The organism is Lysobacter sp. OAE881, from assembly GCF_040546665.1.
Taxonomy (GTDB): Bacteria; Pseudomonadota; Gammaproteobacteria; order Xanthomonadales; family Xanthomonadaceae; genus Lysobacter_J; species Lysobacter_J soli.
Map to the genome: position 1 here is coordinate 1,265,389 of NZ_JBEPOG010000001.1, position 25,683 is coordinate 1,291,071.

A 25,683-nucleotide genomic window follows, 5' to 3' on the forward strand; every position below is an offset into this window, starting at 1 on the left:
AGCATGGGCACACTCCCCATGCCGGGCACTGCCGCGTCCTCCGGGATGCGGCAGGGCTTCCTATTAACCCGAGACCTTGTTAAACTTTCCAGTTCACTCCGCCGGGATTAATCCGTCCTGGCCGCCAATCAGTTTGGAGATCGCCGTTATGGCGCGTATTGCGGGCGTCAATCTGCCTGCCCAGAAGCATGTCTGGGTCGGCCTGCAAAGCATTTACGGCATTGGCCGTACCCGTTCGAAGAAGGTCTGTGTGGCCGCCGGCGTTACGTCGACGACCAAGATCCGTGATCTGTCCGAGCCCGAAGTCGAGCGCCTGCGCGCCGAAGTCGGCAAGTACGTGGTTGAGGGTGACCTCCGCCGCGAAGTCGGTATCGCGATCAAGCGCCTGATGGACCTGGCCTGCTATCGCGGCCTGCGTCACCGCCGCGGCCTGCCGCTGCGTGGCCAGCGCACCCGTACCAATGCTCGTACCCGCAAGGGTCCGCGCAAGGCCATCAAGAAGTAAGGACTTAGACCATGGCTAAGCCGGCTGCTACCAAGACCAAGAAGAAGATCAAGCGTGTCGTCACCGACGGCATCGCCCACGTCCACGCTTCTTTCAACAACACCATCGTCACGATCACCGACCGCCAGGGCAATGCGCTGTCGTGGGCGACCTCGGGCGGCGCGGGTTTCCGCGGCTCGCGCAAGTCGACCCCGTTCGCAGCTCAGGTCGCCGCCGAGAAGGCGGGTCGTGCCGCGCTGGACTACGGCGTGAAGTCGCTGGAAGTCCGCATCAAGGGCCCGGGTCCGGGCCGTGAATCCGCCGTTCGTTCGCTGAACAACGTCGGGTACAAGATCATCAACATCATCGACGTGACGCCTATCCCGCACAACGGGTGCCGTCCGCCGAAGAAGCGTCGCGTCTGAGGAGCTGAAAGAACATGGCTCGTTATATCGGTCCCACCTGTAAGCTCGCCCGTCGCGAAGGCGCTGACCTTGGCCTTAAGTCGTCGGCTCGCGCCCTCGATTCCAAGTGCAAGCTCGAGCAGAAGCCCGGCCAGCACGGCCCGACCGCCCGCAAGGGCAAGCTGTCGGACTACGCCACCCAGCTGCGCGAGAAGCAGAAGGTCAAGCGTATCTACGGTCTGCTGGAGCGTCAGTTCCGCAACTACTACAAGAAGGCCTCGACCAAGAAGGGCAACACGGGTGAAAACCTGCTGCAGCTCCTCGAGACCCGCCTGGACAACGTCGTCTACCGCATGGGCTTTGCGGTGACCCGTCCGGCCGCCCGCCAGCTGGTTTCGCACCGCGGCGTCACGGTCAACGGCAAGCCGGTCAATCTGCCGTCGTACCAGGTCAAGGCTGGCGACGCGATCGCGCTGGCCGAGCGCGCCCAGAAGCAGCTGCGCGTGCAGGAATCCCTGACCGTCGCATCGCAGATGGACCTCTCGCCGTCGTGGGTTGAAGTCGACAGCAAGAAGTTCTCTGGCGTGTTCAAGGCCGTTCCGGATCGTGCCGACCTGCCGGCCGACATCAACGAAGCGCTGATCGTCGAGCTGTACTCGAAGTAATCCCAGGAGACGCCAACACATGACGGTTACCGCAAACCAGGTGCTGCGCCCGCGCGGCCCCCAGATCGAGCGCCTTACGGGCAACCGTGCCAAGGTCGTGATCGAACCGCTGGAGCGTGGCTACGGCCATACGCTCGGCAATGCGCTGCGCCGTGTGCTGCTGTCGTCGATTCCGGGCTTCGCAATCACGGAAGTCGAGATCGATGGCGTGCTGCACGAGTACACCACGGTCGAAGGCCTGCAGGAAGACGTGCTTGAGGTTCTGCTGAACCTCAAGGACGTGGCGATCCGCATGCACACCGGCGAGTCGGCGACGCTGTCGCTGGCGAAGCAGGGCCCGGGCATCGTGACCGCCGGCGACATCAAGACGGACCACAACGTCGAGATCCTCAACACCGAGCACGTGATCGCGCACCTGACGAAGGACACCGCGCTCAACATGCGTCTGAAGATCGAGCGCGGTTTCGGCTACCAGCCGGCTGCCGCGCGTCGTCGTCCGGATGAGGAAACCCGTGCCATCGGCCGCCTGATGCTGGATGCCAGCTTCTCGCCGGTCCGCCGCGTCGCGTATGCCGTGGAAGCGGCTCGTGTCGAGCAGCGCACCGACCTGGACAAGCTGGTCCTGGACATCGAGACCAACGGCACGATCGACGCCGAGGAAGCCGTCCGCACTGCGGCCGACATCCTCACCGACCAGCTCTCGGTGTTCGGCGACTTCACCCACCGCGATCGCGGTGCGGCGAAGCCGGCGACCAGCGGCATCGACCCGATCCTGCTGCGTCCGATCGACGACCTCGAGCTGACCGTGCGTTCGGCCAACTGCCTCAAGGCCGAGAGCATCTACTACGTCGGCGATCTGATCCAGAAGACTGAAGTCGAACTGCTCAAGACGCCGAACCTCGGCAAGAAGTCGCTCACCGAGATCAAGGAAGTCCTCGCCCAGCGTGGTCTTTCGCTCGGCATGAAGCTCGAGAACTGGCCGCCGGCAGGCATCGCCTCCCACGGCATGATGGGGTAAGCATCGGCGCCTGCGCGGCACTGCCGCGCGCCGATGCGAACGCCCGGGCAGGAAGCCCGGGCCAGGCTCTCCGAAGCCGCCCCCGTAGCGCCATGGATGGCAGCAGCGAAGCAATAAGCGCGGCGCTTCTGAGAAGAAGCGTCGCGTTTTCGCCGACAGGGCCCAAGCCCCGCGGCATAGCCGGCAACGGAGCGCCGGTTCGGACCATCCGCAGTCCAGGTAACAACGCCGGGATGGCGACAGCGAACCTCAACGTTTCAACATTCCACAGGAATCACCGTCATGCGCCACCAGAAAGCCGGCCGAAAGTTCAGCCGTACCAGCGCCCATCGCGATGCGATGTTCACCAACATGGCCGCGTCGCTGATCAAGCACGGCATCATCCGCACCACGCTGCCCAAGGCGAAGGAACTTCGTCGCGTTGCCGAGCCGCTCATCACGCTCGCCAAGGTCGACGGCGTCGCCAACCGCCGCCTCGCCTTCTCGCGCCTGCGCGACAAGGAAGCCGTGGGCACGCTGTTCACCACGCTCGGCCCGCGTTACCAGGCGCGTCCGGGTGGCTACCTGCGCATCCTCAAGTGCGGTTTCCGCGCTGGCGACAACGCGCCGATGGCCTATGTCGAACTCGTCGACCGTCCGGAAGCCGCTGCGGAGTAAATCCGCCGGCGTGAGCGGCCCAGGCCGCGCACGGACGATCCAGCAGGACCCCGGCTTCGGCCGGGGTTTTGTTTTTTGCGTCCCTGATGGCAGTGGCACACGCATGACGATGCGTGCGTATGCGCCGAAGCGTGTGCCGTATGCGGGCAGCCGAATGGCTGTCGTGCACTTGAGCGGGAAGGGCGGTTAAGCTCTCCCGCCATGACGACCCAACTCCTGCGCGGCTCGTTCCGCCTCCAGTTCTTCCTCGGCTTCCTCGCGTGTGCGGGACTGCTGGCGTACGCGATCTACCTGCAACTGCACGACGGACTGGAGCCCTGTAATCTCTGCATCTTCCAGCGCGTCGCATTCGCGGCGCTGGGCATCGTGTTCCTGATCGGTGCGCTGCATGGGCCGAAGCGTCGCGGTGCACGCACGGCGTACGGCGTGGGTGCGCTCATCGCATCGATTGCCGGCATCGCGATCGCCGGTCGCCACGTGTGGGCGCAGATGCAGCCGGCGGGCGAGGTCTCGTGCGGTGCGCCCCTGTCGTTCATGCGCGAAACCATGTCGACGTGGGATGTCGTGCGTAAGGTGATGACCGCGACGGGCAACTGCGGCGACGTCGACTGGACCTTCCTTGGCCTGTCCATGCCGTGGTGGAGCCTGATCTGGTTCGTGCTGCTCGCCCTTTGGGCCGGCTACGCGGCCTTTCGTCGCGCCTGAGCGCGTTCTATCCGGTATCCCGGACCCGTGAAGGGCGTTCCGGCTCGGTTGCCGCTGTAACGGTTGCAGCGCGCCGGGCGAGCGCCCATAGTGGTTCGCCGCATTGCAGCATCGTGTCATGCCTACGCCAGACCGCACCCTCCGCGCCGTGAACCTGCCCGCCGACTGGTCGCCCGAGTCCTGGCGCACCCGCACCGCGATGCAGTTGCCGCAGTATCCCGACGCGCGGGCGCTGGAGGAGGCCCTCGCCGAGCTGCGCACGCTGCCGCCGCTGGTTACGTCCTGGGAAATCCTGTCGCTGAAGCAGCAGCTCGCCGACGCGCAGGAAGGCAAGCGCTTCCTGCTGCAGGGCGGCGATTGTGCCGAGACCTTCGACGGCTGCCGTTCCGATGTCATCTCGAACCGGCTCAAGGTGCTGCTGCAGATGAGCCTGGTGCTCGTGCACGGCCTTCGCAAGCCGGTCGTGCGCGTTGGTCGTTTCGCCGGCCAGTACGCGAAGCCGCGTTCGGCCGACACCGAGACCATCGGCGAGGTGACGCTGCCCAGCTATCGTGGCGACATGGTCAACGCGCCGGACTTCACGCCCGAGTCGCGCACGCCCGATCCCCGCCGCATGATCAAGGCGCATGCGCGCTCGGCGATGACGATGAATTTCGTCCGGGCGCTGATCGATGGTGGATTCGCCGACCTGCACCACCCCGAATACTGGAACCTCAGCTGGGTCGGCCATTCGCCGCTCGCCGACGAATACCGCCGCATGGTCACCGCGATCGGCGATGCGGTCCGCTTCATGGAGACGCTCTCGGGCAGCGAGGTCCACAACCTCAACCGCGTCGACTTCTACACCTCGCACGAAGCGCTGCTGCTGCCGTACGAGGAGTCGCTGACGCGCCAGGTGCCGCGCCACTGGGGCTGGTTCAACCTGAGCACCCATTACCCGTGGATCGGCATGCGCACGGCGCAGGTCGACGGCGCGCATGCGGAGTACTTCCGCGGCATCCGTAACCCAATCGCGCTGAAGGTGGGCCCGTCGGTCACGCCGGACCAGCTGCTGCGCACGATCGACCTGCTCAATCCGGAAGACGAGCCAGGCCGCCTGACCTTCATCCACCGCATGGGTGCGACCGGCATCGCCGAGAAGCTGCCGCCGCTGCTCGACGCCGTGCGTCGCGATGGGCGTCGCGTGCTGTGGGTCTGCGATCCGATGCACGGCAACACCGAAAGCACGAGCAACGGCTACAAGACGCGCCGCTTCCGCAATATCCGCAGCGAGCTGGAACAGGCATTCGAGCTGCATGCCGCGGCCGGCACGCGCCTGGGCGGCGCGCACCTGGAGCTCACCGGCGAGGACGTGACCGAGTGCCTCGGCGGCGCACGCGAACTCACCGAGAGCGATCTCGAACGCGCCTACAAGTCCACGGTCGATCCGCGCCTGAACTACGAGCAGGCGCTGGAAATCGCAATGCTGATCGTGCGCAAGCAGGCGCAGATCGCCGCGCCGGCGTAAGCGGTGTAACGCGTTGGATCCGGACGGCCTCTCCGCACGCGGGGAGGCCGTTTTCGTTACGGCGCGGGCCTCAGCCCTTCGTCGTGCCCAGCGGCACGGTCGCCAGGAACTGCGGCGCCTTGCGCGCCTTGGTCTTCTGCTCGAATGCGTAGGCCAGTTCGATCAGGCGCGGTTCGCTCCACGCGGCGCCCATGAAGACGATGCCCATCGGCAATCCGAAGTAATCACCCATCGGCACGGTGATGCTCGGCGTGCCGGCGACTGCGGCGGCGCCATAGCCTTCACCAAGGAAATGGTCGCCGTTGACCGGATCGATCAGCCACGCCGGCGCCGTCGCAGGAGCGACGATCGCGTCGAGCGAGGACGCAGATAGCACCGCTTCAAGCCCTTCCGCACCGGCCAGTCGCCGCGCCTTGCTGCGCGCGTCGATGTAGGCCATCTCGTCCAGCGTGCCCTTCGCCTGCGCGCGCTCGAACAGTTCCTGCGCGAAGAACGGCATTTCGGTCTTCGCGTTGCGGCGGTTGTATTCGATCAGCGCAGCCAGCGAATTCACCGGCGCGCCGCTGCGCGACAGGTAGCCGTCCAGGCCGTGCTTGAACTCGTACAGCAGCACGTCCATTTCCGCGTCGTTCCACTGGCCAGCGGTGGGGAGCTCGACGTCAACGATTTCCGCGCCCGCCTGGCGCATCGCGTCGAGGCTGCGCTCCAGCGCCGCGTCGGCCGCGGGATGGAAGCCCATCGACTTGCGCAGCACGCCGATGCGGGCGCCGCGCAGGCCGTCGCGGTTGAGACGGGCGTGATAGTCGAAGATCGCGCGCCCCGTGCTTTCGGAGGTCGCCGGGTCGGTATCGTCGCGGCCGACCATGGCCGACAGCAGGATGGCTGCATCGGCGACGCTGCGCGCCATGGGACCCGCTGTGTCCTGGCTGTGCGAGATCGGGATGATGCCGCTGCGGCTCACCAGGCCGACCGTCGGCTTGATGCCGACCAGGCCCGCGACCGACGACGGGCACACGATGCTGCCGTCGGTTTCGGTGCCGATCGCTGCGGCCGCGAGGTTCGCGGCGACGGCGGCGCCGCTGCCGGAACTGGAGCCGCAGGGCGAGCGGTCGAGCGCATACGGATTGCGCGTCTGCCCGCCACGCGCGCTCCAGCCGGAGCTCGAGCGCGAGGAGCGGAAGTTCGCCCACTCGCTGAGGTTCGTCTTGCCCAGGATCACCGCGCCCGCTTCGCGCAGGCGTGCGACGACGAAGGCGTCGGTACGCGGATGGTGCGAGGCGAGGGCGAGCGAGCCGGCGGAGTTCGCCATCGGCGTCGCATCGATGTTGTCCTTCAGCAGGACCGGCACGCCGTGCAGCGGGCCGCGCACGCGGCCGGCCTTGCGCTCCGCATCGAGCGCGTCGGCTTCCTTCAGCGCGGCGGGATTGAGTTCGATGACGGCGTTGAGCGTCGGGCCGGCGTCGTCGATGGCGGCGATGCGATCGAGGTAAGCCTGCGTCAGCGCGTGGCTGGTGAGTTCGCCGCGACCCATCCGGGCCTGCAGTTCGTCGATGCCCACTTCGGCGAAGGCGAACCCGTCGCGTGGCGCCGCAGCGGCGGCAGCCGGCTTGGCGGTAGTCGTGACGCCCGCGCGGGCGGTGCCGGGCGCGTCGGCGCGCTGGCAGGCAGGCAGCAAGGCGAGCAGCGTCGCCAGCGGCAACGTCTTGACGATCAAAGAGCGCATTGCGATTCCCCGGTCGCAGGTGGCTGACCGGAGGATACGCCATTCAGGTTCGCGCGCGAGGCTTAGCGGCCGCGCTTGAAGATGTCGCGTGCCAGCACTGCGACGACGATCAAATTGACCACCAGGACGGCGACGGACATCCAGCCCGGATGCCGGAAGAGGGCGTAGACGTCGAGCGGCAGGTAGATCGCGGCGCTGATACAGCCCAGCCAGGACGCCCAGACCTTCACTCGCCACAGGCCCCAGGCTTCGATCATGCGCAGCACGCCGTAGGCGAAGATCAGCGCGGCGGCAAGGTGCACGCTGTCGGGATTGATGGCGTTGGACAGCCACGCCAGCGCACCGTGGTCGGTGCTGATCTGGAATCGCAGCGTCAGTTCGCGCAGCCAGCGCAGCAGCGGCGCCGGGCCGAGCAGTTCCAGCCCGAAGGCCGCCGCAAAGGCCAGCAGGCCCTTGCCGGCCTCGAATATCGCGATGAGATGCAGACCCGGATGCGCGTGCGGATCCGGGTTGTAGTGGGCGTCGGTCATGGCCTCGTCAGACATGGCGACGCCCCGTTGGTTCACGCAGCACGCGACGCGCGCTTGCGTTCGCTTTCCGTCAGCTGCTTCTTGCGCAGGCGGATTTCCTTCGGGGTGACTTCGACCAGCTCGTCGTCCTCGATGAAGTCCAGCGCCTGTTCCAGCGAGTACTTGATCGCCGGCGTCAGCTTGATCGCGTCGTCCTTGCCCGAAGCGCGCATGTTGGTCAGCGGCTTGGTCTTGATCGCGTTGACGGTCAGGTCGTTGTCCTTCGAATGGATGCCGACCAGCTGGCCTTCGTACACGTTGTCGCCTTCGGCCGCGAACAGGCGGCCGCGCTCTTCCAGCGGGCCCAGCGCGTAGGCGGGGGTGACGCCGGCGGCGTTGGCGATCATCACGCCGTTGAGGCGCTTGGCGATCGCGCCGGTTTCCTTCGGACCGTAATGGTCGAAGACGTGGAACAGCAGGCCCGAGCCCTGAGTCAGGGTGCGGAATTCGTTCTGGAAGCCGATCAGGCCACGCGCCGGGATCATGTAATCAAGGCGCACGCGGCCCTTGCCGTCCGGCTCCATGTTCTTCAGCTGGCCCTTGCGGATGCCGAGCTTTTCCATGACGCCGCCCTGGTGCTGCTCCTCGATGTCGACGACGAGCTGCTCGATCGGCTCCATCAGCTGGCCGTCGATTTCCTTGATGATCACTTCCGGGCGCGACACGGCCAGCTCGAAGCCTTCGCGGCGCATGTTCTCGATCAGCACCGACAGGTGCAGCTCGCCGCGACCGGAGACCAGGAACTTGTCCGGATCCGAACCTTCCTCGACCTTCAGCGCGACGTTGTGCAGCATCTCGCGCTCCAGGCGCTCGCGCAGCTGGCGGCTGGTGAGGAACTTGCCGCCGCTGTAATCCTTGTGGCCGGCGAACGGCGAGTTGTTCACCTGGAAGGTCATGCTGATCGTCGGCTCGTCGACCGTCAGCGCCGGCAGCGCTTCGGGCGCGTCGAGCGCGCACACGGTGTCGGAGATCGACAGGTCGGTGATGCCCGCGATCGCGACGATGTCGCCCGCGCTGGCCTCTTCGGTCTCGATGCGCTCAAGGCCCATGAAGCCGAGCACCTGCACGATCTTGCCCTGGCGCTTCTTGCCGTCGCGGCCGACCACGCTCACCGGCATGTTCTTCTTCACCTTGCCGCGCTGGATGCGGCCGATGCCGATCAGGCCGACGAAGTTGCTGTAGTCCAGCTGGCTGATGCGCATCTGGAACGGGCCTTCTTCGTCCACCTGCGGCGGCGCGACGTGCTTCATGATCGCTTCGTACAGCGGGGTCATGTCGCCCGAACGCGCGGCGTCGTCGAGGCTGGCGTAGCCGTGCAGCGCCGAGGCGTAGACGATCGGGAAGTCGAGCTGCTCGTTGGTGGCGCCAAGCTTGTCGAACAGGTCGAACACCTGGTCGATGACCCAGTCCGGACGCGCGCCCGGACGGTCGATCTTGTTGACCACGACGATCGGCTTGAAGCCCATCGCGAAGGCCTTCTGCGTCACGAAGCGCGTCTGCGGCATCGGGCCGTCCATCGCGTCGACCAGGATCAGCACCGAGTCGACCATCGACAGCACGCGCTCGACCTCGCCGCCGAAGTCGGCGTGTCCGGGGGTGTCGACGATGTTGATGCGGTTGCCCTGCCAGGTGATGGCCGTGTTCTTGGCGAGGATCGTGATGCCACGTTCCTTTTCCTGGTCGTTGCTGTCCATCGCGCGCTCGGCAAGCACCGTGCGCTCGGACAGGGTGCCGGACTGCTTCAGGAGGCAGTCGACGAGGGTGGTCTTGCCATGGTCGACGTGGGCGACGATGGCGATATTGCGCAGGCGTTCGATGGACATGCGGACAGGCCGGCAGACCGGCGCTCGAGCGAGGGGTAGCCGAATATTATACCTGTCAAACATGGCGGTTGCTTGTTCAGCCAACCGGTCGGCGGAGCAGGCGCGAGGGCCCTTGTGAAGGGTCGCCGCCGCCGCCATCTGAACGGCGAAGCCTTTCCCCATCCTTGCCCCGCATTACTTCCCCGAACGTCCAGGAGACGGATTCATGAGCGTCATTGCCACCTTCGATACCGACCGCGGCCCGATCCGCGTGGAACTGGCCGCCGACAAGGCGCCCCTCACCGTCGCCAACTTCGTGAACCTGGCCCAGCGCGGCTTCTACGACGGCCTGAGCTTCCACCGCGTCATCAACGATTTCATGATCCAGGGCGGCTGCCCGCTGGGCACCGGCACCGGCGGCCCGGGCTACCGTTTCGAAGATGAAACGCGCAACGGCCTGAGCCACGAGCGCGGCGTGCTCTCGATGGCCAACGCCGGCCCGGGCACCAACGGCAGCCAGTTCTTCATCACGCACGTCCCGTGCCCGTGGCTGGACGGCAAGCACACGGTGTTCGGCAAGGTGCTCGAGGGCCAGGAAATCGTCGACAGCGTGAAGCAGGGCGACACGATCAAGTCGGTGAAGATCGAAGGCGACACCGCCGGCGTGCTGGCAGCGAAGGCCGACCGCGTCGCCGAGTGGAACAAGACCTTGGACGCGCGATAACCGGCGTTGCCGGTTTCCCCCAAAGTTTGCTGCGCAAACTTCGGGCCACGCGACAGGTCCTCCAGGTCCCCGCGCTGCCGCGCAGCCCCTTTACCGAAGGGCTTGTGGCGACCGGCAAAGCTCCTTGATCCAGACGCCCGCTCCGGCTTGCCTGAGCGGGCGTTTCTTTGCGCGCAGCCGAGCCGTGCGGGCGCTGCGTGTTAACATTCTGGGGCTCGATCGCCGGCGGTTTTCGAGGCTCGGGCACACCCCACATCCGACTCCCACGAGGTTCCGCGATGCCCCAGCTTGCCCGGCGCATCGGTCGCGCCAAGCCCAGCGCGATCATGCAGGTTGCCGAGAAGGCCAAGCGGCTCAAGGCCGAAGGCCGCGACATCATCAGCTTCTCGATTGGTGTTCCCAACTTCCTGCCCGGCGAGCACGTCTACGCCGCCGCACGCGAGGCGCTGTCGAAAGACAGCGGCCAGTACGGCAGCAACCGCGGCCCCGACGCGCTGCTCGACGCCTTCGTCGAGCACATGGCGAAAATCGGCCTGACCGGCTACGGGCGCGTCAACTGCGCCACCGGCATCGGCGCCAAGCACGTCATCTACAACCTCGCCGAAGCGCTGCTCGATGAAGGCGACACGATCGCGTTCCCGACGCCGTACTGGACCAGCTACCTCGACATCGCCGAGATCGTCGGCGCGAAGATCGACCTGCTGCCGTGCCCGCCGGAACAGGACTACAAGCTCAAGCCCGCGCAGCTCGATGCCGCCCTCGCGAAGAAGCCGAAGGTCTTCCTGTTCAACAACCCGTCCAACCCGACGGGCATGGTGTACACGAAGGAAGAAATCGACGCGCTGGCCGACGTCGTGGCGAAGTATCCGGACACCTGGATCATCACCGACGACATCTACAACCGCATGGTGTTCGACGGCATCGGCTACCACAACTTCGTGCATTCGCGCCCGGAGCTGAAGGACCGCGTGATCTTCCTCGATTCGCTATCCAAGACCTACGGCATGCCGGGTTGGCGCGTGGGTTTCATGGCCGGTCCGGAAGTCGTGGCGCAGGCGCTGGTGACGATGAATTCCAACCACATCACCAACGTGCCGGAAGTCGTCTGCGCCGCCGCGATCGCCGCGTTCAACGGTCCGCAGGACGTTCCGACGCAGAAGTGCGCCGAGTTCCAGGCCAAGCGCGACCAGGTGATGGACGTGATGAACTCGATCCCGGGCGTCGTCTGCCCGCGTCCGCAGGGCGCGTTCTACGTTTTCCCGGACATCAGCGTCGCCTTCGGCAAGACGCACAAGCCCAGCGGCATCAAGATCGGCAACGACGTCGATGTCTGCAACGCGCTGCTGGAAACCAAGGGCGTGGCCTGCGTGCCGGGCTCGGCGTTCGGTGAGCCGCGCGCGCTGCGCATCAGCTACACCTGCCCGACGCCGCAGCTCGCCCCGGGCCTGCAGCGTTTCCAGGAATTCTTCGCTGAATTGCAGTGATTCGTGATGGGTGATTCGTGATTCGCGAAAGCGGGTCACGAACGCCGTCCTCACTGCTCTTACGAATCACCAATCCCGAATCACGAATCACGGAGTCACCCATGAAAACCCCCGTCCGCGTTGCCGTCACCGGTGCTGCCGGCCAGATCGGTTACTCGCTGCTGTTCCGTATCGCGTCCGGCGAAATGCTCGGCAAGGACCAGCCCGTCATCCTGCAGATGCTCGAGCTGCCGATGGAGAAGGCCCAGGCCGCGCTCAAGGGCGTGATGATGGAGCTGGAAGACTGCGCGTTCCCGCTGCTGGCCGGCATGGTCGGCACCGATGATGCGGAAGTCGCGTTCAAGGACGCCGACATCGCACTGCTCGTCGGCGCGCGTCCGCGCGGCCCGGGCATGGAGCGCAAGGACCTGCTGCTGGAGAACGCGAAGATCTTCACCGCCCAGGGCGCCGCGCTGAACAAGGTCGCCTCGCGCAACGTGAAGGTGCTCGTCGTCGGTAACCCGGCCAACACCAACGCCTACATCGCCATGAAGTCGGCGCCGGACCTGCCGGCGAAGAACTTCACCGCGATGCTGCGCCTGGACCACAACCGCGCGCTGTCGCAGCTGGCGGGCAAGGCCGGCGTGCCGGTGGGCGACATCGAGAAGCTCGTCGTGTGGGGCAACCACAGCCCGACGATGTACCCGGACTACCGCTTCGCCACCGTCAATGGCCAGTCGCTGAAGGACAAGATCAACGACGCCGACTGGAACGCGAACGAGTTCATCCCGAAGGTCGGCAAGCGCGGCGCGGCGATCATCGAAGCGCGCGGCCTGTCGTCGGCCGCCTCGGCCGCCAACGCCGCCATCGACCACGTGCGCGACTGGGTGCTGGGCAGCAACGGCAAGTGGGTGACGATGGGCATTCCGTCCGATGGCAGCTACGGCATCCCGAAGGACGTGATGTTCGGTTTCGCCGTCACCACCGAAAACGGCGAGTACACGATGGTGCGCGACCTGCCGATCGACGATTTCAGCCGGAAGGCGATCGACAAGACGCTGGCCGAGCTGGAAGAAGAGCGTTCGGGCGTCGCCCACCTGCTCTGATCCATCGCGATCGTGTTGCACCGCGGGGCGGCCACTGGCCGCCCCGTTGCGTTTTGGGAGCCGTGTCGAAGCCGTGCGCTTCGACCAAGGTCGTAACGCGTTCCTTCCCCGCGCGGCGCTAGCCTCGACACATCGTCGTCGGAGGCATCGCCATGCAGTACGAAGACTTCTACCGCCGCTCGATCGAGCAACCCGAGGAGTTCTGGGGCGAGCAGGCGAGGGCGATCCACTGGCACAAGGCGCCGGAGCAGATCCTCGACTACTCCAATCCGCCGTTCCGTCGGTGGTTCTGTGGCGGCGAAACGAACCTGTGCTTCAACGCGATCGATCGTCACCTGCACGAACGCGCAGACCAGCTGGCGCTCGTCGCCATTTCCAGCGAAACCGGCATCACGCGCGAGATCACGTATCGCCAGCTGCATCGCGAAGTGAACACCTTCGCCGCCGTCATCCGCGCGCTCGGCGTCGGGCGTGGCGATCGCGTGGTGATCTACATGCCGAACATGGCCGAAGCGGTGTTTGCGATGCTCGCCTGCGCGCGCATCGGTGCGGTGCATTCGGTCGTGTTCGGCGGTTTCGCCGCGCACAACCTCGCACTGCGCATCGACGATGCGACGCCGAAACTGCTCATCTGTGCCGACGCCGGCATGCGCGGCGGCAAGGTGATTCCGTACAAGCCGCTGGTCGATGCGGCATGCGACGCTGCGAAGACGCCACCGCCCAAAGTGCTCATCGTCCAACGCGGGCTGGATCCGGACCACGCGGTCATCGAAGGCCGCGACGAACACTACGCGCCGCTGCGCCAGCAATACGACGGCGCCGAAGTCGACGTCGAATGGCTCGAGTCGAACGAGCCGAGCTACTTGCTCTACACCTCCGGCACGACGGGGAAACCCAAGGGCGTGCAGCGCGACGTCGGTGGCTACGCGGTGGCCCTCGCGCTGTCGATGTGGTCGATCTACGACGTGCGCCCGGGACAGGTGATGTTCTCCACGTCCGACGTCGGCTGGGCGGTCGGCCATTCGTACAACGTGTACGGCCCGCTGATCGCCGGCGCGACGTCGGTGCTGTACGAAGGTTTGCCGACGAATCCGGACCCCGGCATCTGGTGGAAGATCTGCGAGCAGTACGGCGTGCGCACGATGTTCTCCTCGCCCACCGGCATCCGCGTGCTGAAGAAGCAGGACGCGGCGTTCCTGAAGAAGCACGACCTGTCGAAGCTGCAGTGGCTGTTCCTCGCCGGCGAACCGCTGGACGAACCGACCGCGCAGTGGATCACCGACGGCATCGGCAAGACCATCATCGACAACTACTGGCAGACCGAAACCGGCTGGCCGGTGTTGTCGCTGATGCCGGGGCTGGAGCTGAAACCGGTGAAGTTCGGCTCCCCGGGCCTGCCGACGCCCGGCTACAGGCTGCGCGTGATCGACGATGTCACCGGCGATGACGTGCCGGCCGGAACGAAGGGCGTGCTGGTGATCGAGCCGCCACTGCCGCCCGGGTGTCTCACGACCGTGTGGAACGACGATGCACGCTTCCTGTCGAGCTACTTCAGTCATTTCAGGCAACTCGTCTACAGCTCGCTCGACTGGGCGATCCGCGACGAGGACGGCTACACGTTCATCCTCGGCCGCACGGACGACGTCATCAACGTCGCCGGACATCGACTCGGCACGCGCGAGATCGAGGAGTCGTGCTCGACCCATCCCAGCGTCGCCGAAGCGGCGGTGATCGGCGTGCACGACGAACTGAAAGGGCAGGTGCCGGTGGTGTTCGCCACGCTCAAGCGGCAGGACGAATCGGCATCGGACGCGGCGACCGGCATGCAGCAGCGCGTGGTCGAGCAACTGGGCGGCGTCGCGAAGCCGGCACGCGTGTACGTGGTGAACGCGCTGCCGAAGACGCGCTCGGGCAAGCTGCTGCGCCGCTCGTTGCAGGCGCTGGCCGAAAGCCGCGACCCCGGCGACCTGTCCACGCTGGACGACCCGGCCGCGCTGGAGGAAGTGAAGCGCGCGCTGGAGCGCGGGGCGGACGCGGGCGGGTGAATGGGTGGGGCTTCATCCCGGAGGCCACGCGTCCTGCGGCGCAAACCCCTCGAAATCCCCCGTCGGCTAAAATGTCCGTCTCACCAGGAGACGCCATGAATCCCTCGAACTCCGCCGGCGCCCGCTTCCGCGCCGCGCTCTCCGAAGAAACCCCGCTGCAGGTGATGGGCGCCATCACCGCCTACGCCGGCCTGATGGCCAAGCGCACCGGCTACAAGGCGCTGTACCTGTCCGGCGGCGGCGTCGCCGCGAACTCGCTGGGCATGCCGGACCTGGGCATCAGCACGATGGAGGACGTCCTCACCGACGCCCGCCGCATCGTCGATGCCACTCAGATGCCGCTGCTGGTCGACATCGACACGGGCTGGGGCGGCGCGTTCAACATCGCGCGCACCATCCGCTCCTTCATCAACGTCGGCGTCGCCGCCGTGCACATGGAAGACCAGGTCGGACAGAAGCGTTGCGGTCACCGTCCGGGCAAGGAAGTCGTGCCGAAGGACGAGATGGTCGATCGCGTGAAGGCCGCCGTGGACGCGCGCACCGACGCAGGCTTCGTGATCATGGCGCGCACCGACGCCGCCGCCACCGAAGGCGTGGACGCCGCCATCGAGCGCGCCGTCGCCTACGTCGAAGCCGGCGCCGACATGATCTTCCCGGAAGCGATGAATTCGCTCGACGACTACCGCAGGTTCAAGGCCGCGGTGAAGGTGCCGATCCTGGCGAACCTGACCGAGTTCGGCTCCACGCCGTTCTTCACCACCGACGAATTGCGCGATGCGAACGTCGACATCGCGCTGTACTGCTGCGGCGCGTATCGCGCGATGAACAAGGCGGCGCTGAACTTCTACGAGACGGTGCGCCGCGAAGGCACGCAGAAGAACATCGTCGACACGTTGCAGACGCGCGCGCAGCTCTACGACTTCCTGGGCTACCACGCCTACGAGGACAAGCTCGATTCGCTGTTCGCGAGCGGCAAGAAGTAAGGCCCGGCGGAAAAGGTCGGCCGACGGAGCGTACAGGGCCTTCGACGTGAGTCCCCCTGTCCCCATCTCCGCCGGCGCGTCCGTCGCCCTGCGACCGTGGCGGGCGCGATCCGGCCCACCACGGTCGGCTGCGACCCGTTCGTCGCAGGCTGGCTTTGTTCGAATGACCCCACTGTTACCCCTTCAGTCCTGACAACGTCGCACCCCGGCCCGACCGGTCACCACCGGCCCGGCCACGCACGAGGAGAACCCCGATGACCGATACGCCCCAGGGTCCTGCCCAAGGCCAAGAAATCCGTCGCGCTCAGCGGCACCGCCGCGGGCAACACCGCGCTGTGCACCGTCGGCCGCAGCGGCAACGACCTGCATTACCGCGGCTACGACATCCACGACCTGGCGACCAAGTCGGCCTTCGAGGAAGTCGCCCACCTGCTCGTGCACGGCGCGCTGCCCACGTCCTCGCAGCTGAAGCAATACAAGGCCAAGCTCAAGCGCCTGCGCGGCCTGCCGGCGATCGTGTCCGAAGCGCTGGAACTGGTTCCCGCCAACGCGCACCCGATGGACGTGCTGCGCACCGGTTGCTCGGTGCTGGGCACGGTGCTGCCCGAGCGCGAAGGCCATCCTGCGTCCGAAGCGCGCGACATCGCCGACAAGCTCATCGCTAGCTTCGGTTCGATGCTGCTGTACTGGTGGCACTTCACGCGCAACGGCCGTCGCATCGACGTGGAGACCGACGACGACTCCGTCGCCGCGCACTTCCTGCACCTGCTGCATGGCGAAGAGCCGTCGAAGCTGCACGCCGATTCGCTCGACAAGTCGCTGATCCTCTACGCCGAGCACGAGTTCAACGCGTCGACCTTCACCGCGCGCGTGATCGCCGGTACCGGTTCGGACCTGCATTCGTGCATCACCGGTGCGATCGGCGCGTTGCGCGGCCCGAAGCACGGCGGCGCCAATGAAGTCGCGATGGACATCATCGCCCGCTACGGCACGGCCGACGAAGCCGAGGCCGACATCCGCGCGCGCATGGAGAAGAAGGAAATCATCATCGGCTTCGGCCACCCGGTGTACACCATCGGCGATCCGCGCAATCCGATCATCAAGGAACTCTCGCGCAAGCTGTGCGCCGACGGCGGCAACCAGACGCTGTTCGACGTGTCCGAGCGCATCGAGAACCTGATGATGGACACCAAGAAGATGTTCCCGAACCTCGACTGGTACAGCGCGTCGGCCTATCACATGATGGGGATCCCGACGCCGATGTTCACGCCGCTGTTCGTCATCGCGCGCACCACCGGCTGGAGCGCGCACGTGATCGAGCAGCGCGAGGACGGCAAGATCATCCGCCCGAGCGCGAACTACGTGGGTCCCGAAGACCGCGAGTACGTGGCGATCGACAAGCGCTGATTGCTCGCAACAGGCACCACGGAGAAGGCCGCGCATTACGCGGCCTTTTCCTTTTCAGCCTATCGATCGCGTAACGCGTCAGAACCTGTAGTCGAAACCCACCGTGACGTAGCGTCCGCGCAGGTCGTACTGCGTGATCTCGTACGGCACGCGCAGCCCGGCGAAGCCGGCCGGATCGTACGGCGGTTCCTCGTCGAACACGTTCTGCACCTTGGCGAACAGCGTCCAGCCTTCGAAGCCCTTGTAGCCGAAGTACAGATCGAACTGGTTGCCCGCATCCACGCGCCGGGGAACGTTCGCGGCGGTGACGGTGCGCTGGTCGTAGCCGCCGGTGTAGTACCAGGTGAGGCTCGTGCTCACGTCGCCGATGTCCCAACCCAGCGTCGTCGTGGCCTTGTTGCGCGGCAATGCCGGGCCGAGGTTGCTGCCGGCGTAATCCACGCTCGGGCCGCCGACGGTCGCAGGACGCTTGTATTCCAGCACGTGCGTGTACACGCTCGACAGGTTGAAATCGCCCGCGCTCGCCGTGGGCCAGCGCTGGCTCAGTTCGACGTCGAAGCCGCTGGTTTCCAGCTCGCTGAGGTTCTGGTAGCGGTTGTAGATCGCGACGAGCTTGCCGTCGGCATCGCGGATCACGTCGGCCGGATCGTTGCGGTTGACGATGGCGGTGGTGTTGTTCGTGCCGATGAGGTTGTCGAGCTTGATGCGGTAGTAATCGACGCTCACGCTCGTGTCGGCCAGCGGCGACAGCACGAAACCGAGGTTGTAGCTGCGCGTGCGTTCCGGATCCAGGTCGCTGTTGCCGACGGTGAAGAAGGTCGGGCGCTGCGTGGAGTTCGGCAGGTCGGGATCGAAGGGATCGACCACCGCGCCGTAGGAGATGTTGGTGCTGTTGGCGTTCTCCGACAGCGACGGCGCGCGGAAGCCGCGCGACGCCGCGGCGCGCAGGAGCAGCCAGTCCAGCGGCTGCCAGCGCAGGCTCGCCTTGGGCGAGAACGCGCTGCCGAAATCGCTGTAGTAGTCGCCGCGCCCGGCGAGTTGCAGCTCGAGTCCGGTGGCCACCGGTACGTTGAACTCGGCGTACAGCGCGCTCACGTCGCGCTTGCCGTCGACTTCGGCGATGGCCGGGCGGACCTGCAGGCCGGCGTCGATCTGCCACGGGTTCGTCGACTGCAGCTTTTCCTGTCGCCACTCCGCGCCCGCGGCGAAGCCGACGCTGCCGGCGGGCAGGTCGAACAGGTTGCCGCTGAACTTGAAGTCCACGCCGTTGAGTTCCGATTCGGCTGGACGCACCGTGCGCAGGTTGATCGAATCGAGCACCGACTGCGGCGTGGCCGAAGGATCGAGCAGGTTGTAGGTGCCATCGGCCAGCGCGGCCGCCAGGCCGTAACGGTTGGCGAAGCCGGCAGTGACCGTTTCGCGCTCGGTGCTGCGCGAGGTGAACACGCCGGTTTCCCAATCCCAGCGTTCGGTGCGGCCGCGCACGCCGCCGAGCACGCGATAAAAGCGCGAGGTATTGATCTTCTGCGACTGGCCGAGGTTGAAGAACGTGTACTCGATCGGCGTGTCGACGCCAAACGGGTTGTACGGATTGTTCGCCGGCAACACGGCGGGAACGGGCTCGGCGAGGCCGGTGGCGGCGTTGAGCGCGAAACGGCCGCTTTCGAGCGTGAAGTACGGGCTGGAACCGAAGATCGAGTCGCCGCGGATGTAGCTGTAGAGCGCTTCGCCGAACGCCTCGACGTTGTCGGTGATGCGGTAAGTGCCCGCGACGTACGCCTGGTAGCGCTCGGTGCCGGGAATCAGCGTCGTGTACGGCGCCAGGTTGAACGCGCAGGTGTTGCCGGCGCGGCCATCGATCGGCGCGCTCGCCGTCAGCACCGTGCCTTCGGGGCAGTTGCCGTTCGCGTCGAGCAGCGGAATCGACGCACCGTTCGCGCCGAGCAGTCGCGCGCCCTTCGCCGACCAGCCGTTCCAGCGGCCGCCCGGCAGGTCGGTGTAGATGCCGGACTTCGTGAGGTCGCGTTCGTCCTGGTCGAGGCGGTCGCGCTTGAAGTACTCGAAGCTGTACAGCACGTTGTAGCGGTCGGTATCCAGATCGCCCGTGCCGCCCACCAGCGTGAAGTGATGCTGGTCGGCACCGCCTTCGGTGGAGGTGCCGACGTCGGCGCCGATCTCCAGCCCGCTCGCGTTCTGGCGCGTGATGATGTTCACCACGCCAGCCACCGCATCGGAGCCGTACACGGCCGACGCGCCGTCCTTCAGCACTTCGATGCGCTCCACCGCGACCAGCGGCAGCGCGTTGAGGTTGACGAAGGTGTCCGACAGGCCGCCCTGCGGGAAGCCGTAGTTCGCCAGGCGCCGGCCGTTGAGCAGCACCAGCGTGTTCTTCTGCGACAGCCCGCGCAGGCCGATGCCCGCCGCGCCCGACGCCCAGCCGTTGTTGTACGTCTCGTTGTAGGCGTTGCCGGTGTTGGCCGAGATCGAGCGCAGCACGTCGGCGACGGTCTGCTTGCCGGATTGTTCGAGCTGCACGCGATCGATCACCTGCACCGGGCTTGGGCCTTCGGCGTCGGTGCGCTTGATGTTGGAACCAGTCACGACGACGGCGTCGAGCGTCTTGCCGTCATCGGTGGTCTGCGCGAAGAGGATTCCTGGAGCGAGTGCCACGGCGATCGCCATGGCCAGAGGTGCGACGTTGCGCATGCGGAAGCGTGTGGGTGAGGGCGGCACAGTAGGGCACGCACCTTTCGTCGCCCGAAATGAAGGAACGGAATGGCGACAGTCGGATCGGAAAGAGCACGAGGCATGTCACGCGCATCGACGTCGAAGCGTGTTGCGCGACAGCGCGTGATTTGCAGTGCGTCGCGAGCGAAGTCGCGATGCTTGCGGCGTTCGTCGGCGCGCCGGAATCGTCAGGCGCCGCTGGCCGCGCCTCGTGATAACGACAGACTCGGCAAAGTCCCGCCTGTTCAGCCACTTGACCGCCGTCCGTACACGCGGTCGCCAACCGTGGCATAGTCGGGCGGCTTTCGCAGCCAATGGTCCGGGGGGAACCATGCGCGACGACGAAGTGCCGAACAAGACCGATGCCGGGCGCGATGAAATCACCAGTCGCGCGCTGAAGCTGCCCAACGGGCTCCGGTCGATCCTGCTGATGGTGGACGGCCAACGCACCGTGGCGCAGCTGCGCGGCGTCATGGCGGGGCTGAAATCGCCGGACGATGCGCTCCAGCAGCTCGAAGCGCTGAAGCTGATCGCCGTGCCGCAGAGCCTGGCCGCAGCCGCCGCGGCGACGATCCGCGATGCCGCGCGTCCACCGACGCCCGCAGCGCCGGCGCCGGACTACAACGCGCCCGCCGTCGCCGTACCGGCCGCAACGCCTTCGGCCGGAGCCTCGGGTTACTCCGCGCTCTACACGCTGATGTCCGACACGGTGCGCGAGCACCTCGGCCTGCGCGGCTACTTCCTTCAGCTGAAGGTCGAACGCTGCACCGATGTCGGCGAACTGATGGCGCTGTTGCCGGACTTCAGCACCGCGCTGGGCAAGGCGCGCGATTCCGCGTTCGCGGCCGAAATGGAAAGCCGCTTCCGGATGCTCGCGCAGGCCTGAGTTTCGCCGGGCCCTAAACGCATGAAGGCGGCCTGGGCCGCCTTCATGCGCATCACGGTTTGGGGTTTACGCCAGGCCTTCGATCTTCAGCGCCTTCTGGACGGCCGGATCGGCTTCCATGCGTGCCTTGAACGCGGCCAGGTGGTCCAGGCCCGACAGGTCGATGGAAAGGCCCTGCGCCCAGCGCAGCGTGATGTAGAGGTAGGGGTCCGCGTAGCTGCGGAAGCCCGCCAGCCACTGCTTGCCGGCCAGCTGGCGGTCGGCCGATTCGAACAGCGAGCGCAGGCGCTTGCGGGCGGCCAGCTTCACGGCCTCGTGCTGGCTCTCGTCGCCGATGAAGGCCGCCGGCCCGAACAGCGGCTTGAAGGCCGGATGCAGGTCGGAATTGACGAAGGCGAGCCAGCGGGCCGCCTCGGCGCGCTGGCGCGGGCTGCCGTCGCCGGCGAGGCCGGCTTCGGGGAAGGAATCGGCGATGTAGCCCATGATCGCGGCGTTCTGCGTCAGCACGAAATCGCCGTCGACGATCGCCGGCACCGCGCCGGCCGGATTGATCGCGAGGAAGGCGGGCGCCTTCATCGATTCCTTGTCCAGGATCTCGAGCTGGAACGGCTGGCCCGTCCACTGCAGCGCGATGTGATCGGCGGTCGAGCACGCGCCGGGCTTGGTGTAGAGCTTCATTGCGGGGATCCCTTCAAGGAAAGCGAATCCCGACACTATGGCCGACGCGCGGGGCGCGGCTCAACGTCGCGGCATGCAACGGACCATTGCCATCGACGCACCCGGACGACGCGCGTCCGGGTTCGAGAAGCCGCGCTTACGAACGACGCGGCTTGAGCGATTGCACCTTATAGAAGGTGTGATCGCCGATCGTCGCCACTTGGTACGCGGTGCGCCACGACGGGCTGGCGATCGCGTGGGCGGCGAAGTGGCTCGCGCCGGGCACGATTTCCTTGCGCTCGCCGGGCGGCAGCGCCCAGTTGCGTTCGGCGTCGAGGGCGATGGTGACGGCCTCGGCCCAGGCATCGGTGTTGCTCAGGCGCGTGCCCGGCGACACGAGAGTGGGGGCGAACTGCTTGCGCGCGGTCACCACGTCGCAGACGGTGTTGCCCCACAGCCCGCTGTCGCGGCGACGCAGGGCGACCTCGGCGACCGCCTTCTGGCCACGGACCGACTGGTCGCGCGCTTCCAGGTAGACGGTGGTGCTCAGGCACAGCGAGTCGGCGGTTTGTGGCGGAAGCACCGAGGCCAGCCACAGGATCCAAGCCAGTTTCATCTAATCGGACTCCTTGCTCCGTTGCGCCGGTCCGCTTCGTGGCCGCTTCCCGGAAGGGGAGGCGGGCCACGGCACGTGCCGGCATGGCGTACTGGGGAGGGCAGCGCACTCTGCGGCGCGCTTTTGCCCATTCACCAAATCCGCGCGCAGGTCGTTGGATGCGCGGGCGGTGAGGGTCGCCACCAAGAGGGGTGGCCGAAAAAGTTGGCGCAAGGTAGCGGCGCCAAGATAAACACGGGGTGAATACCGGGGGCTTGACCGGGCCTCCGGGATCCGGCTGGATTTTTCTCCCGCCGAATGCAACTTGTTGTCTGTAAACGGAATTCAGGTCAGCGATCCGGCCATCCAAAACCCGAACGCCCATTCAGGAAAGCCCGGCCCGGCCGGGTACCAGCGTGAAAGCGGGCTCCTCCGTCGAGCCCGCAACACCCCTGCAGCCCTTGCCCAGCAAGGGCTGCGCAATTCGCTACAGCATGGAAGCGACGCGGCTCCCTTGGGCAATGGCGCGCTTGGCGTCGAGCTCCGCGGCGACATCCGCGCCGCCGATGACGTGCACCGTCGCGCCGTTCGCAGCCAGCTCGTCGGCCAGCGGCTTGAAGGGTTCCTGGCCGGCGCAGATCACCACGTGATCGACCGGCAGCACCTGTTCGCTGCCGTCCACGCGCACGTGGAAGCCTTCGTCGTCCACGCCGAGGTATTCGACGCCGCCGAGCATCCGCACCTTCTTCGCCTTGAGCGTGGCGCGATGGATCCAGCCCGTCGTCTTGCCCAGGCGGGCGCCGGGTCGGCCGGAGCTGCGCTGCAGCAGCCAGACCTCGCGTGCGGGCGCCTCGGGCTTCGGCGCGGCGAGACCGCCCCGGTTGCCGTCGTACCCCAGGTCGACGCCCCACTCGGCGCGCCAGCGGGCGGCATCGAGCGCGGCGCTGGGGCCGTGTTCGACCAGGAACTCCGCCACGTCGAAGCCGATGCCGCCGGCGCCGACGACCGCCACCCTGCGGCCCGGCACGGCGCGGCCGGTCAGCACATCGAGATAGCTGACGACCTTGGCGTGGTCGGCGCCCGGGAAGTCCACTTCGCGCGGGCGGATGCCCGAGGCCAGCACGACTGCGTCGAAGCCGGCCAGCATCGCGGCATCGGCGTAGGTGCCCAGCCGGACGTCCACGCCGGTCTGTTCGAGCTTGCGGCCGAAGTAGCGGAGCGTCTCGTGGAACTCCTCCTTGCCGGGGATGCGCTTGGCGAGGTTGAACTGGCCGCCGATCTCGCCTGTCGCTTCGAACAGCGTGACCTGGTGACCGCGCTCGGCCGCGACCGTCGCCGCCGCGAGCCCGGCGGGACCGGCACCGACCACGGCGATGCGCTTGGGGTTCTTCGTCGGCAGGTAGTTCAGTTCGGTCTCGGCGCAGGCGCGCGGGTTGACCAGGCAGCTGGCGGTCTTGTTCTCGAACACGTGGTCCAGGCACGCCTGGTTGCAGGCGATACATGTATTGATGTCGAGCGCGCGCCGCTCGCGCGCCTTGTTCACCCACTGCGGGTCGGCCAGCAGCGGTCGCGCCATCGACACCATGTCGGCCTCGCCGCGGGCGAGCACGCCCTCGGCGACCTCGGGCATGTTGATGCGGTTGGTCGTCACCAGCGGCACGCCGACGTGCGGTTTCAGGCGCGCGGTGATCCCGGTGAACGCCGCACGCGGCACCGACGTGGCGATCGTCGGTACCCGCGCCTCGTGCCAGCCGATGCCGGTGTTGATCAGCGTCGCGCCGGCCGCTTCGATCGCCTTCGCCTGCTGCACGACCTCGTCCCACGCCAGCCCGTCGTCAACCAGGTCCAGCATCGAAAGGCGATAGACGATGATGAAGTCCGGCCCGCAGGCCTCGCGGATGCGGCGGACGATCTCCACCGCGAAGCGCATGCGCCTGGCGGCATCGCCGCCCCACGCGTCGTGACGTTTATTGGTGCGCGGTGCGGTGAACTGGTTGAGCAAGTAGCCCTCCGAGCCCATGACCTCGACGCCGTCGTAGCCGGCCTCGCGCGCCATCGTCGCGCTGCGCACGAAGGCCCGGATCTGCCGCTCGACGCCGCCGGCCGAGAGCGCGCGCGGGGTAAAGGGATTGATCGGCGCCTTGAGCCGGCTCGGCGCGACCTGCAGCGGGCTGTAGCCATAGCGGCCGGCGTGCAGGATCTGCAGGCAGATGCGCCCGCCGTGCGCGTGCACCGCGCCGGTGACCTGCCGGTGCCGGCGCACTTCCCACGGGAAGCGCATCGTCCCGCCGAAGGGCTTGAGCCAGCCGGCGAGGTTCGGCGAGAACCCGCCGGTGACGATCAGCCCCACGCCGCCGGCTGCGCGCTCGGCGAAGTAGGCGGCGAGCTTCGGGAAGTCGGCCGCCTTGTCCTCCAGCCCCGTGTGCATCGATCCCATCAGCACGCGGTTGGGCAGGGTGCAGAAGCCCAGGTCCAGCGGCGCGAACAGATGGGGATAGAGCGGATGCGGCTCCGCTTCGTCGAAGTGGAGCGGCCCGGCCGGGTTGGCGATCGTCATGTTGAATACGCTGGCGTACGGAAGCCGGCACGATGCCGCGAATGGCGGCGGCGTTCAAGCGCGTTCGTCGGGTTGCGGGGCGACGGCGCGCGCGGCCGGGCTTGGAGCCCGGAACGCCGGGCGTTTTGCTCCACGCGCCGAGCTCGGAGCTCGGGACGCCGAGTGTTTTGCTCCACGCGCCGAGTTCGGAGCTCGGGAGGTCGAGTGTTTTGCTCCACGCGCCGAGCTCGGAGCTCGGCACTCCGAGCGTTTTGCTCCGCGCGCCGAGTTCGGAGCTCGGGACGCCGGGCGTTTTGCTCCACCCGCCGAGCTCGGAGCTCGGGACGCCGAGTGTTTTGCTCCACCCGCCGAGCCCGGAGCTCGACGAAGCCCCTCTCCCGCCTGCGGGAGAGGGGTTGGGATGAGGGGAGGCGCCTGTACCGCCGAATCGCTCGCCTCCGCCTGTCGCATGCGTGGCTGTCGTCTGTGACTCAAACGTCCCCGTGCCGTCGCCCTCACCCCAACCCTCTCCCGCGCGCGGGAGAGGGGCTTCAAAGCGCAGGCAGGGAAGAAGACCGCGGTCTACTGCCCCGCGCCCTCCGGCATCGGCAAACACTCCATCACCTCCACCGCGTCGCCGGGGAAGATCGAGAAATGCGGATGGCCTTCGAACATCCGGGCCGCCTCCTCGTGGGACTCGGCATCGACGACCGTCCAGGCGGCCAGCTCGTTGCGGACGTCCGAGATGCCCTTGGCGGCGATGCGCTTCGTCTTCCCCAGCGGGCTGCCGTGGTCGACGATCGCCTTCTCATGCTTCTTCACCCAGTCGCCCCAGGCAGCCATGCCGTCCTGCTCGCGGCGGTTGCGTTCGTCCTCGGGCAGGGCCTTCCAGGCGTCGAGGGAGGCCGGGGTGCCCAGGAAAACGGCAAGGAATCGCTTCATCGGTGGCTCCTGATCAGTGGGGCGGCGGGTCGCCGGCCCTCCTGGTACGACGAATTGCGCCTCCCCGGATCGACATCG

22 protein-coding genes are annotated in these 25,683 nt (G+C 66.9%); 14 read left to right on the forward strand and 8 right to left on the reverse strand.

All coding sequences use genetic code 11. From position 1 onward, the window contains the following. Window positions 1-148: 148 nt before the first annotated feature. The 7 genes from rpsM to ABIE51_RS05975 all read left to right on the forward strand — a co-directional run bounded on the left by rpsM (window position 149) and on the right by ABIE51_RS05975 (window position 5,440). Window positions 149-505, forward strand: coding sequence for a 30S ribosomal protein S13 (gene rpsM / locus ABIE51_RS05945; protein ID WP_115843841.1), 357 nt, complete (start codon window positions 149-151; stop codon window positions 503-505). An 11-nt stretch (window positions 506-516) separates the two neighbouring features. Continuing rightward, window positions 517-909 (forward strand): 30S ribosomal protein S11, encoded by a 393-nt coding sequence (gene rpsK, locus ABIE51_RS05950; RefSeq protein ID WP_115843839.1) that lies wholly within the window; start codon window positions 517-519, stop codon window positions 907-909. A gap of 14 nt (window positions 910-923) precedes the next feature. After that, window positions 924-1,553, forward strand: coding sequence for a 30S ribosomal protein S4 (gene rpsD / locus ABIE51_RS05955; protein WP_115843837.1), 630 nt, complete (start codon window positions 924-926; stop codon window positions 1,551-1,553). A 19-nt stretch (window positions 1,554-1,572) separates the two neighbouring features. Beyond that, on the forward strand, window positions 1,573-2,571 hold the full coding sequence (locus tag ABIE51_RS05960) for a DNA-directed RNA polymerase subunit alpha (RefSeq protein ID WP_115843835.1): 999 nt from the start codon (window positions 1,573-1,575) through the stop codon (window positions 2,569-2,571). A 282-nt stretch (window positions 2,572-2,853) separates the two neighbouring features. Continuing rightward, window positions 2,854-3,228: a 50S ribosomal protein L17 gene (gene rplQ, locus ABIE51_RS05965; RefSeq protein ID WP_115843833.1), complete on the forward strand. Its 375-nt coding sequence runs from the start codon at window positions 2,854-2,856 to the stop codon at window positions 3,226-3,228. Window positions 3,229-3,429: 201 nt separating this feature from the next. After that, entirely contained in the window at window positions 3,430-3,933 is a 504-nt protein-coding gene (locus tag ABIE51_RS05970; RefSeq protein ID WP_192630039.1) for a disulfide bond formation protein B, read from the forward strand. Between the two features lie 118 nt (window positions 3,934-4,051). Continuing rightward, window positions 4,052-5,440: a class II 3-deoxy-7-phosphoheptulonate synthase gene (locus ABIE51_RS05975; protein WP_115843829.1), complete on the forward strand. Its 1,389-nt coding sequence runs from the start codon at window positions 4,052-4,054 to the stop codon at window positions 5,438-5,440. A 70-nt stretch (window positions 5,441-5,510) separates the two neighbouring features. On the opposite strand, the gene ABIE51_RS05980 is transcribed toward ABIE51_RS05975, so the two are convergent. The 3 genes from ABIE51_RS05980 to typA all read right to left on the reverse strand — a co-directional run bounded on the left by ABIE51_RS05980 (window position 5,511) and on the right by typA (window position 9,555). Further along, complete coding sequence (locus ABIE51_RS05980) at window positions 5,511-7,163, reverse strand: amidase (protein ID WP_192630040.1); 1,653 nt, start codon at window positions 7,161-7,163, stop codon at window positions 5,511-5,513. A gap of 62 nt (window positions 7,164-7,225) precedes the next feature. After that, window positions 7,226-7,693, reverse strand: a complete 468-nt coding sequence (locus tag ABIE51_RS05985) for a DUF2127 domain-containing protein (RefSeq protein ID WP_115843825.1) — start codon at window positions 7,691-7,693, stop codon at window positions 7,226-7,228. A 32-nt stretch (window positions 7,694-7,725) separates the two neighbouring features. Beyond that, window positions 7,726-9,555: a translational GTPase TypA gene (gene typA, locus ABIE51_RS05990; protein WP_115843823.1), complete on the reverse strand. Its 1,830-nt coding sequence runs from the start codon at window positions 9,553-9,555 to the stop codon at window positions 7,726-7,728. A 205-nt stretch (window positions 9,556-9,760) separates the two neighbouring features. Here typA and ABIE51_RS05995 point away from each other — a divergent pair, with 205 nt between their 5' ends. The 6 genes from ABIE51_RS05995 (at window position 9,761) to prpC (ending at window position 17,262) form a co-directional block, all read left to right on the forward strand. Further along, complete coding sequence (locus tag ABIE51_RS05995) at window positions 9,761-10,258, forward strand: peptidylprolyl isomerase (RefSeq protein WP_115843821.1); 498 nt, start codon at window positions 9,761-9,763, stop codon at window positions 10,256-10,258. A 278-nt stretch (window positions 10,259-10,536) separates the two neighbouring features. After that, the gene (locus tag ABIE51_RS06000) at window positions 10,537-11,742 is read left to right on the forward strand and encodes a pyridoxal phosphate-dependent aminotransferase (protein ID WP_192630041.1); all 1,206 of its coding nucleotides are present in this window, start codon (window positions 10,537-10,539) and stop codon (window positions 11,740-11,742) included. A 101-nt stretch (window positions 11,743-11,843) separates the two neighbouring features. After that, window positions 11,844-12,827, forward strand: coding sequence for a malate dehydrogenase (locus ABIE51_RS06005; RefSeq protein WP_192630042.1), 984 nt, complete (start codon window positions 11,844-11,846; stop codon window positions 12,825-12,827). A gap of 152 nt (window positions 12,828-12,979) precedes the next feature. Beyond that, window positions 12,980-14,872, forward strand: a complete 1,893-nt coding sequence (prpE, locus tag ABIE51_RS06010) for a propionate--CoA ligase (RefSeq protein WP_192630043.1) — start codon at window positions 12,980-12,982, stop codon at window positions 14,870-14,872. 95 nt (window positions 14,873-14,967) lie between these two features. Beyond that, window positions 14,968-15,855: a methylisocitrate lyase gene (gene prpB, locus ABIE51_RS06015; RefSeq protein WP_192630044.1), complete on the forward strand. Its 888-nt coding sequence runs from the start codon at window positions 14,968-14,970 to the stop codon at window positions 15,853-15,855. Window positions 15,856-16,116: 261 nt separating this feature from the next. After that, window positions 16,117-17,262, forward strand: coding sequence for a bifunctional 2-methylcitrate synthase/citrate synthase (gene prpC, locus ABIE51_RS06020; protein WP_354504817.1), 1,146 nt, complete (start codon window positions 16,117-16,119; stop codon window positions 17,260-17,262). 78 nt (window positions 17,263-17,340) lie between these two features. On the opposite strand, the gene ABIE51_RS06025 is transcribed toward prpC, so the two are convergent. Then, window positions 17,341-19,968: a TonB-dependent receptor gene (locus ABIE51_RS06025; protein ID WP_192630046.1), complete on the reverse strand. Its 2,628-nt coding sequence runs from the start codon at window positions 19,966-19,968 to the stop codon at window positions 17,341-17,343. Between the two features lie 352 nt (window positions 19,969-20,320). On the opposite strand from ABIE51_RS06025, the gene ABIE51_RS06030 reads away from it, so the two are divergent. Continuing rightward, a complete protein-coding gene (locus ABIE51_RS06030; protein ID WP_192630047.1) occupies window positions 20,321-20,875 on the forward strand; it encodes a hypothetical protein in 555 nt (184 codons plus the stop codon). A gap of 66 nt (window positions 20,876-20,941) precedes the next feature. Here the strand turns inward: ABIE51_RS06030 and ABIE51_RS06035 are convergent, their stop codons facing one another. The 4 genes from ABIE51_RS06035 to ABIE51_RS06050 all read right to left on the reverse strand — a co-directional run bounded on the left by ABIE51_RS06035 (window position 20,942) and on the right by ABIE51_RS06050 (window position 25,605). Further along, window positions 20,942-21,553, reverse strand: a complete 612-nt coding sequence (locus ABIE51_RS06035; RefSeq protein WP_115843807.1) for a glutathione S-transferase N-terminal domain-containing protein — start codon at window positions 21,551-21,553, stop codon at window positions 20,942-20,944. 136 nt (window positions 21,554-21,689) lie between these two features. Beyond that, on the reverse strand, window positions 21,690-22,148 hold the full coding sequence (locus tag ABIE51_RS06040; protein WP_115843805.1) for a cell wall hydrolase: 459 nt from the start codon (window positions 22,146-22,148) through the stop codon (window positions 21,690-21,692). A gap of 466 nt (window positions 22,149-22,614) precedes the next feature. Continuing rightward, window positions 22,615-24,684, reverse strand: coding sequence for an oxidoreductase (locus ABIE51_RS06045; RefSeq protein ID WP_192630048.1), 2,070 nt, complete (start codon window positions 24,682-24,684; stop codon window positions 22,615-22,617). A 561-nt stretch (window positions 24,685-25,245) separates the two neighbouring features. After that, window positions 25,246-25,605 carry a YciI family protein gene (locus ABIE51_RS06050; RefSeq protein WP_192630049.1) on the reverse strand — a complete coding sequence of 120 codons (360 nt, stop codon included), beginning with the start codon at window positions 25,603-25,605 and terminating at the stop codon, window positions 25,246-25,248. Window positions 25,606-25,683 lie beyond the last annotated feature (78 nt).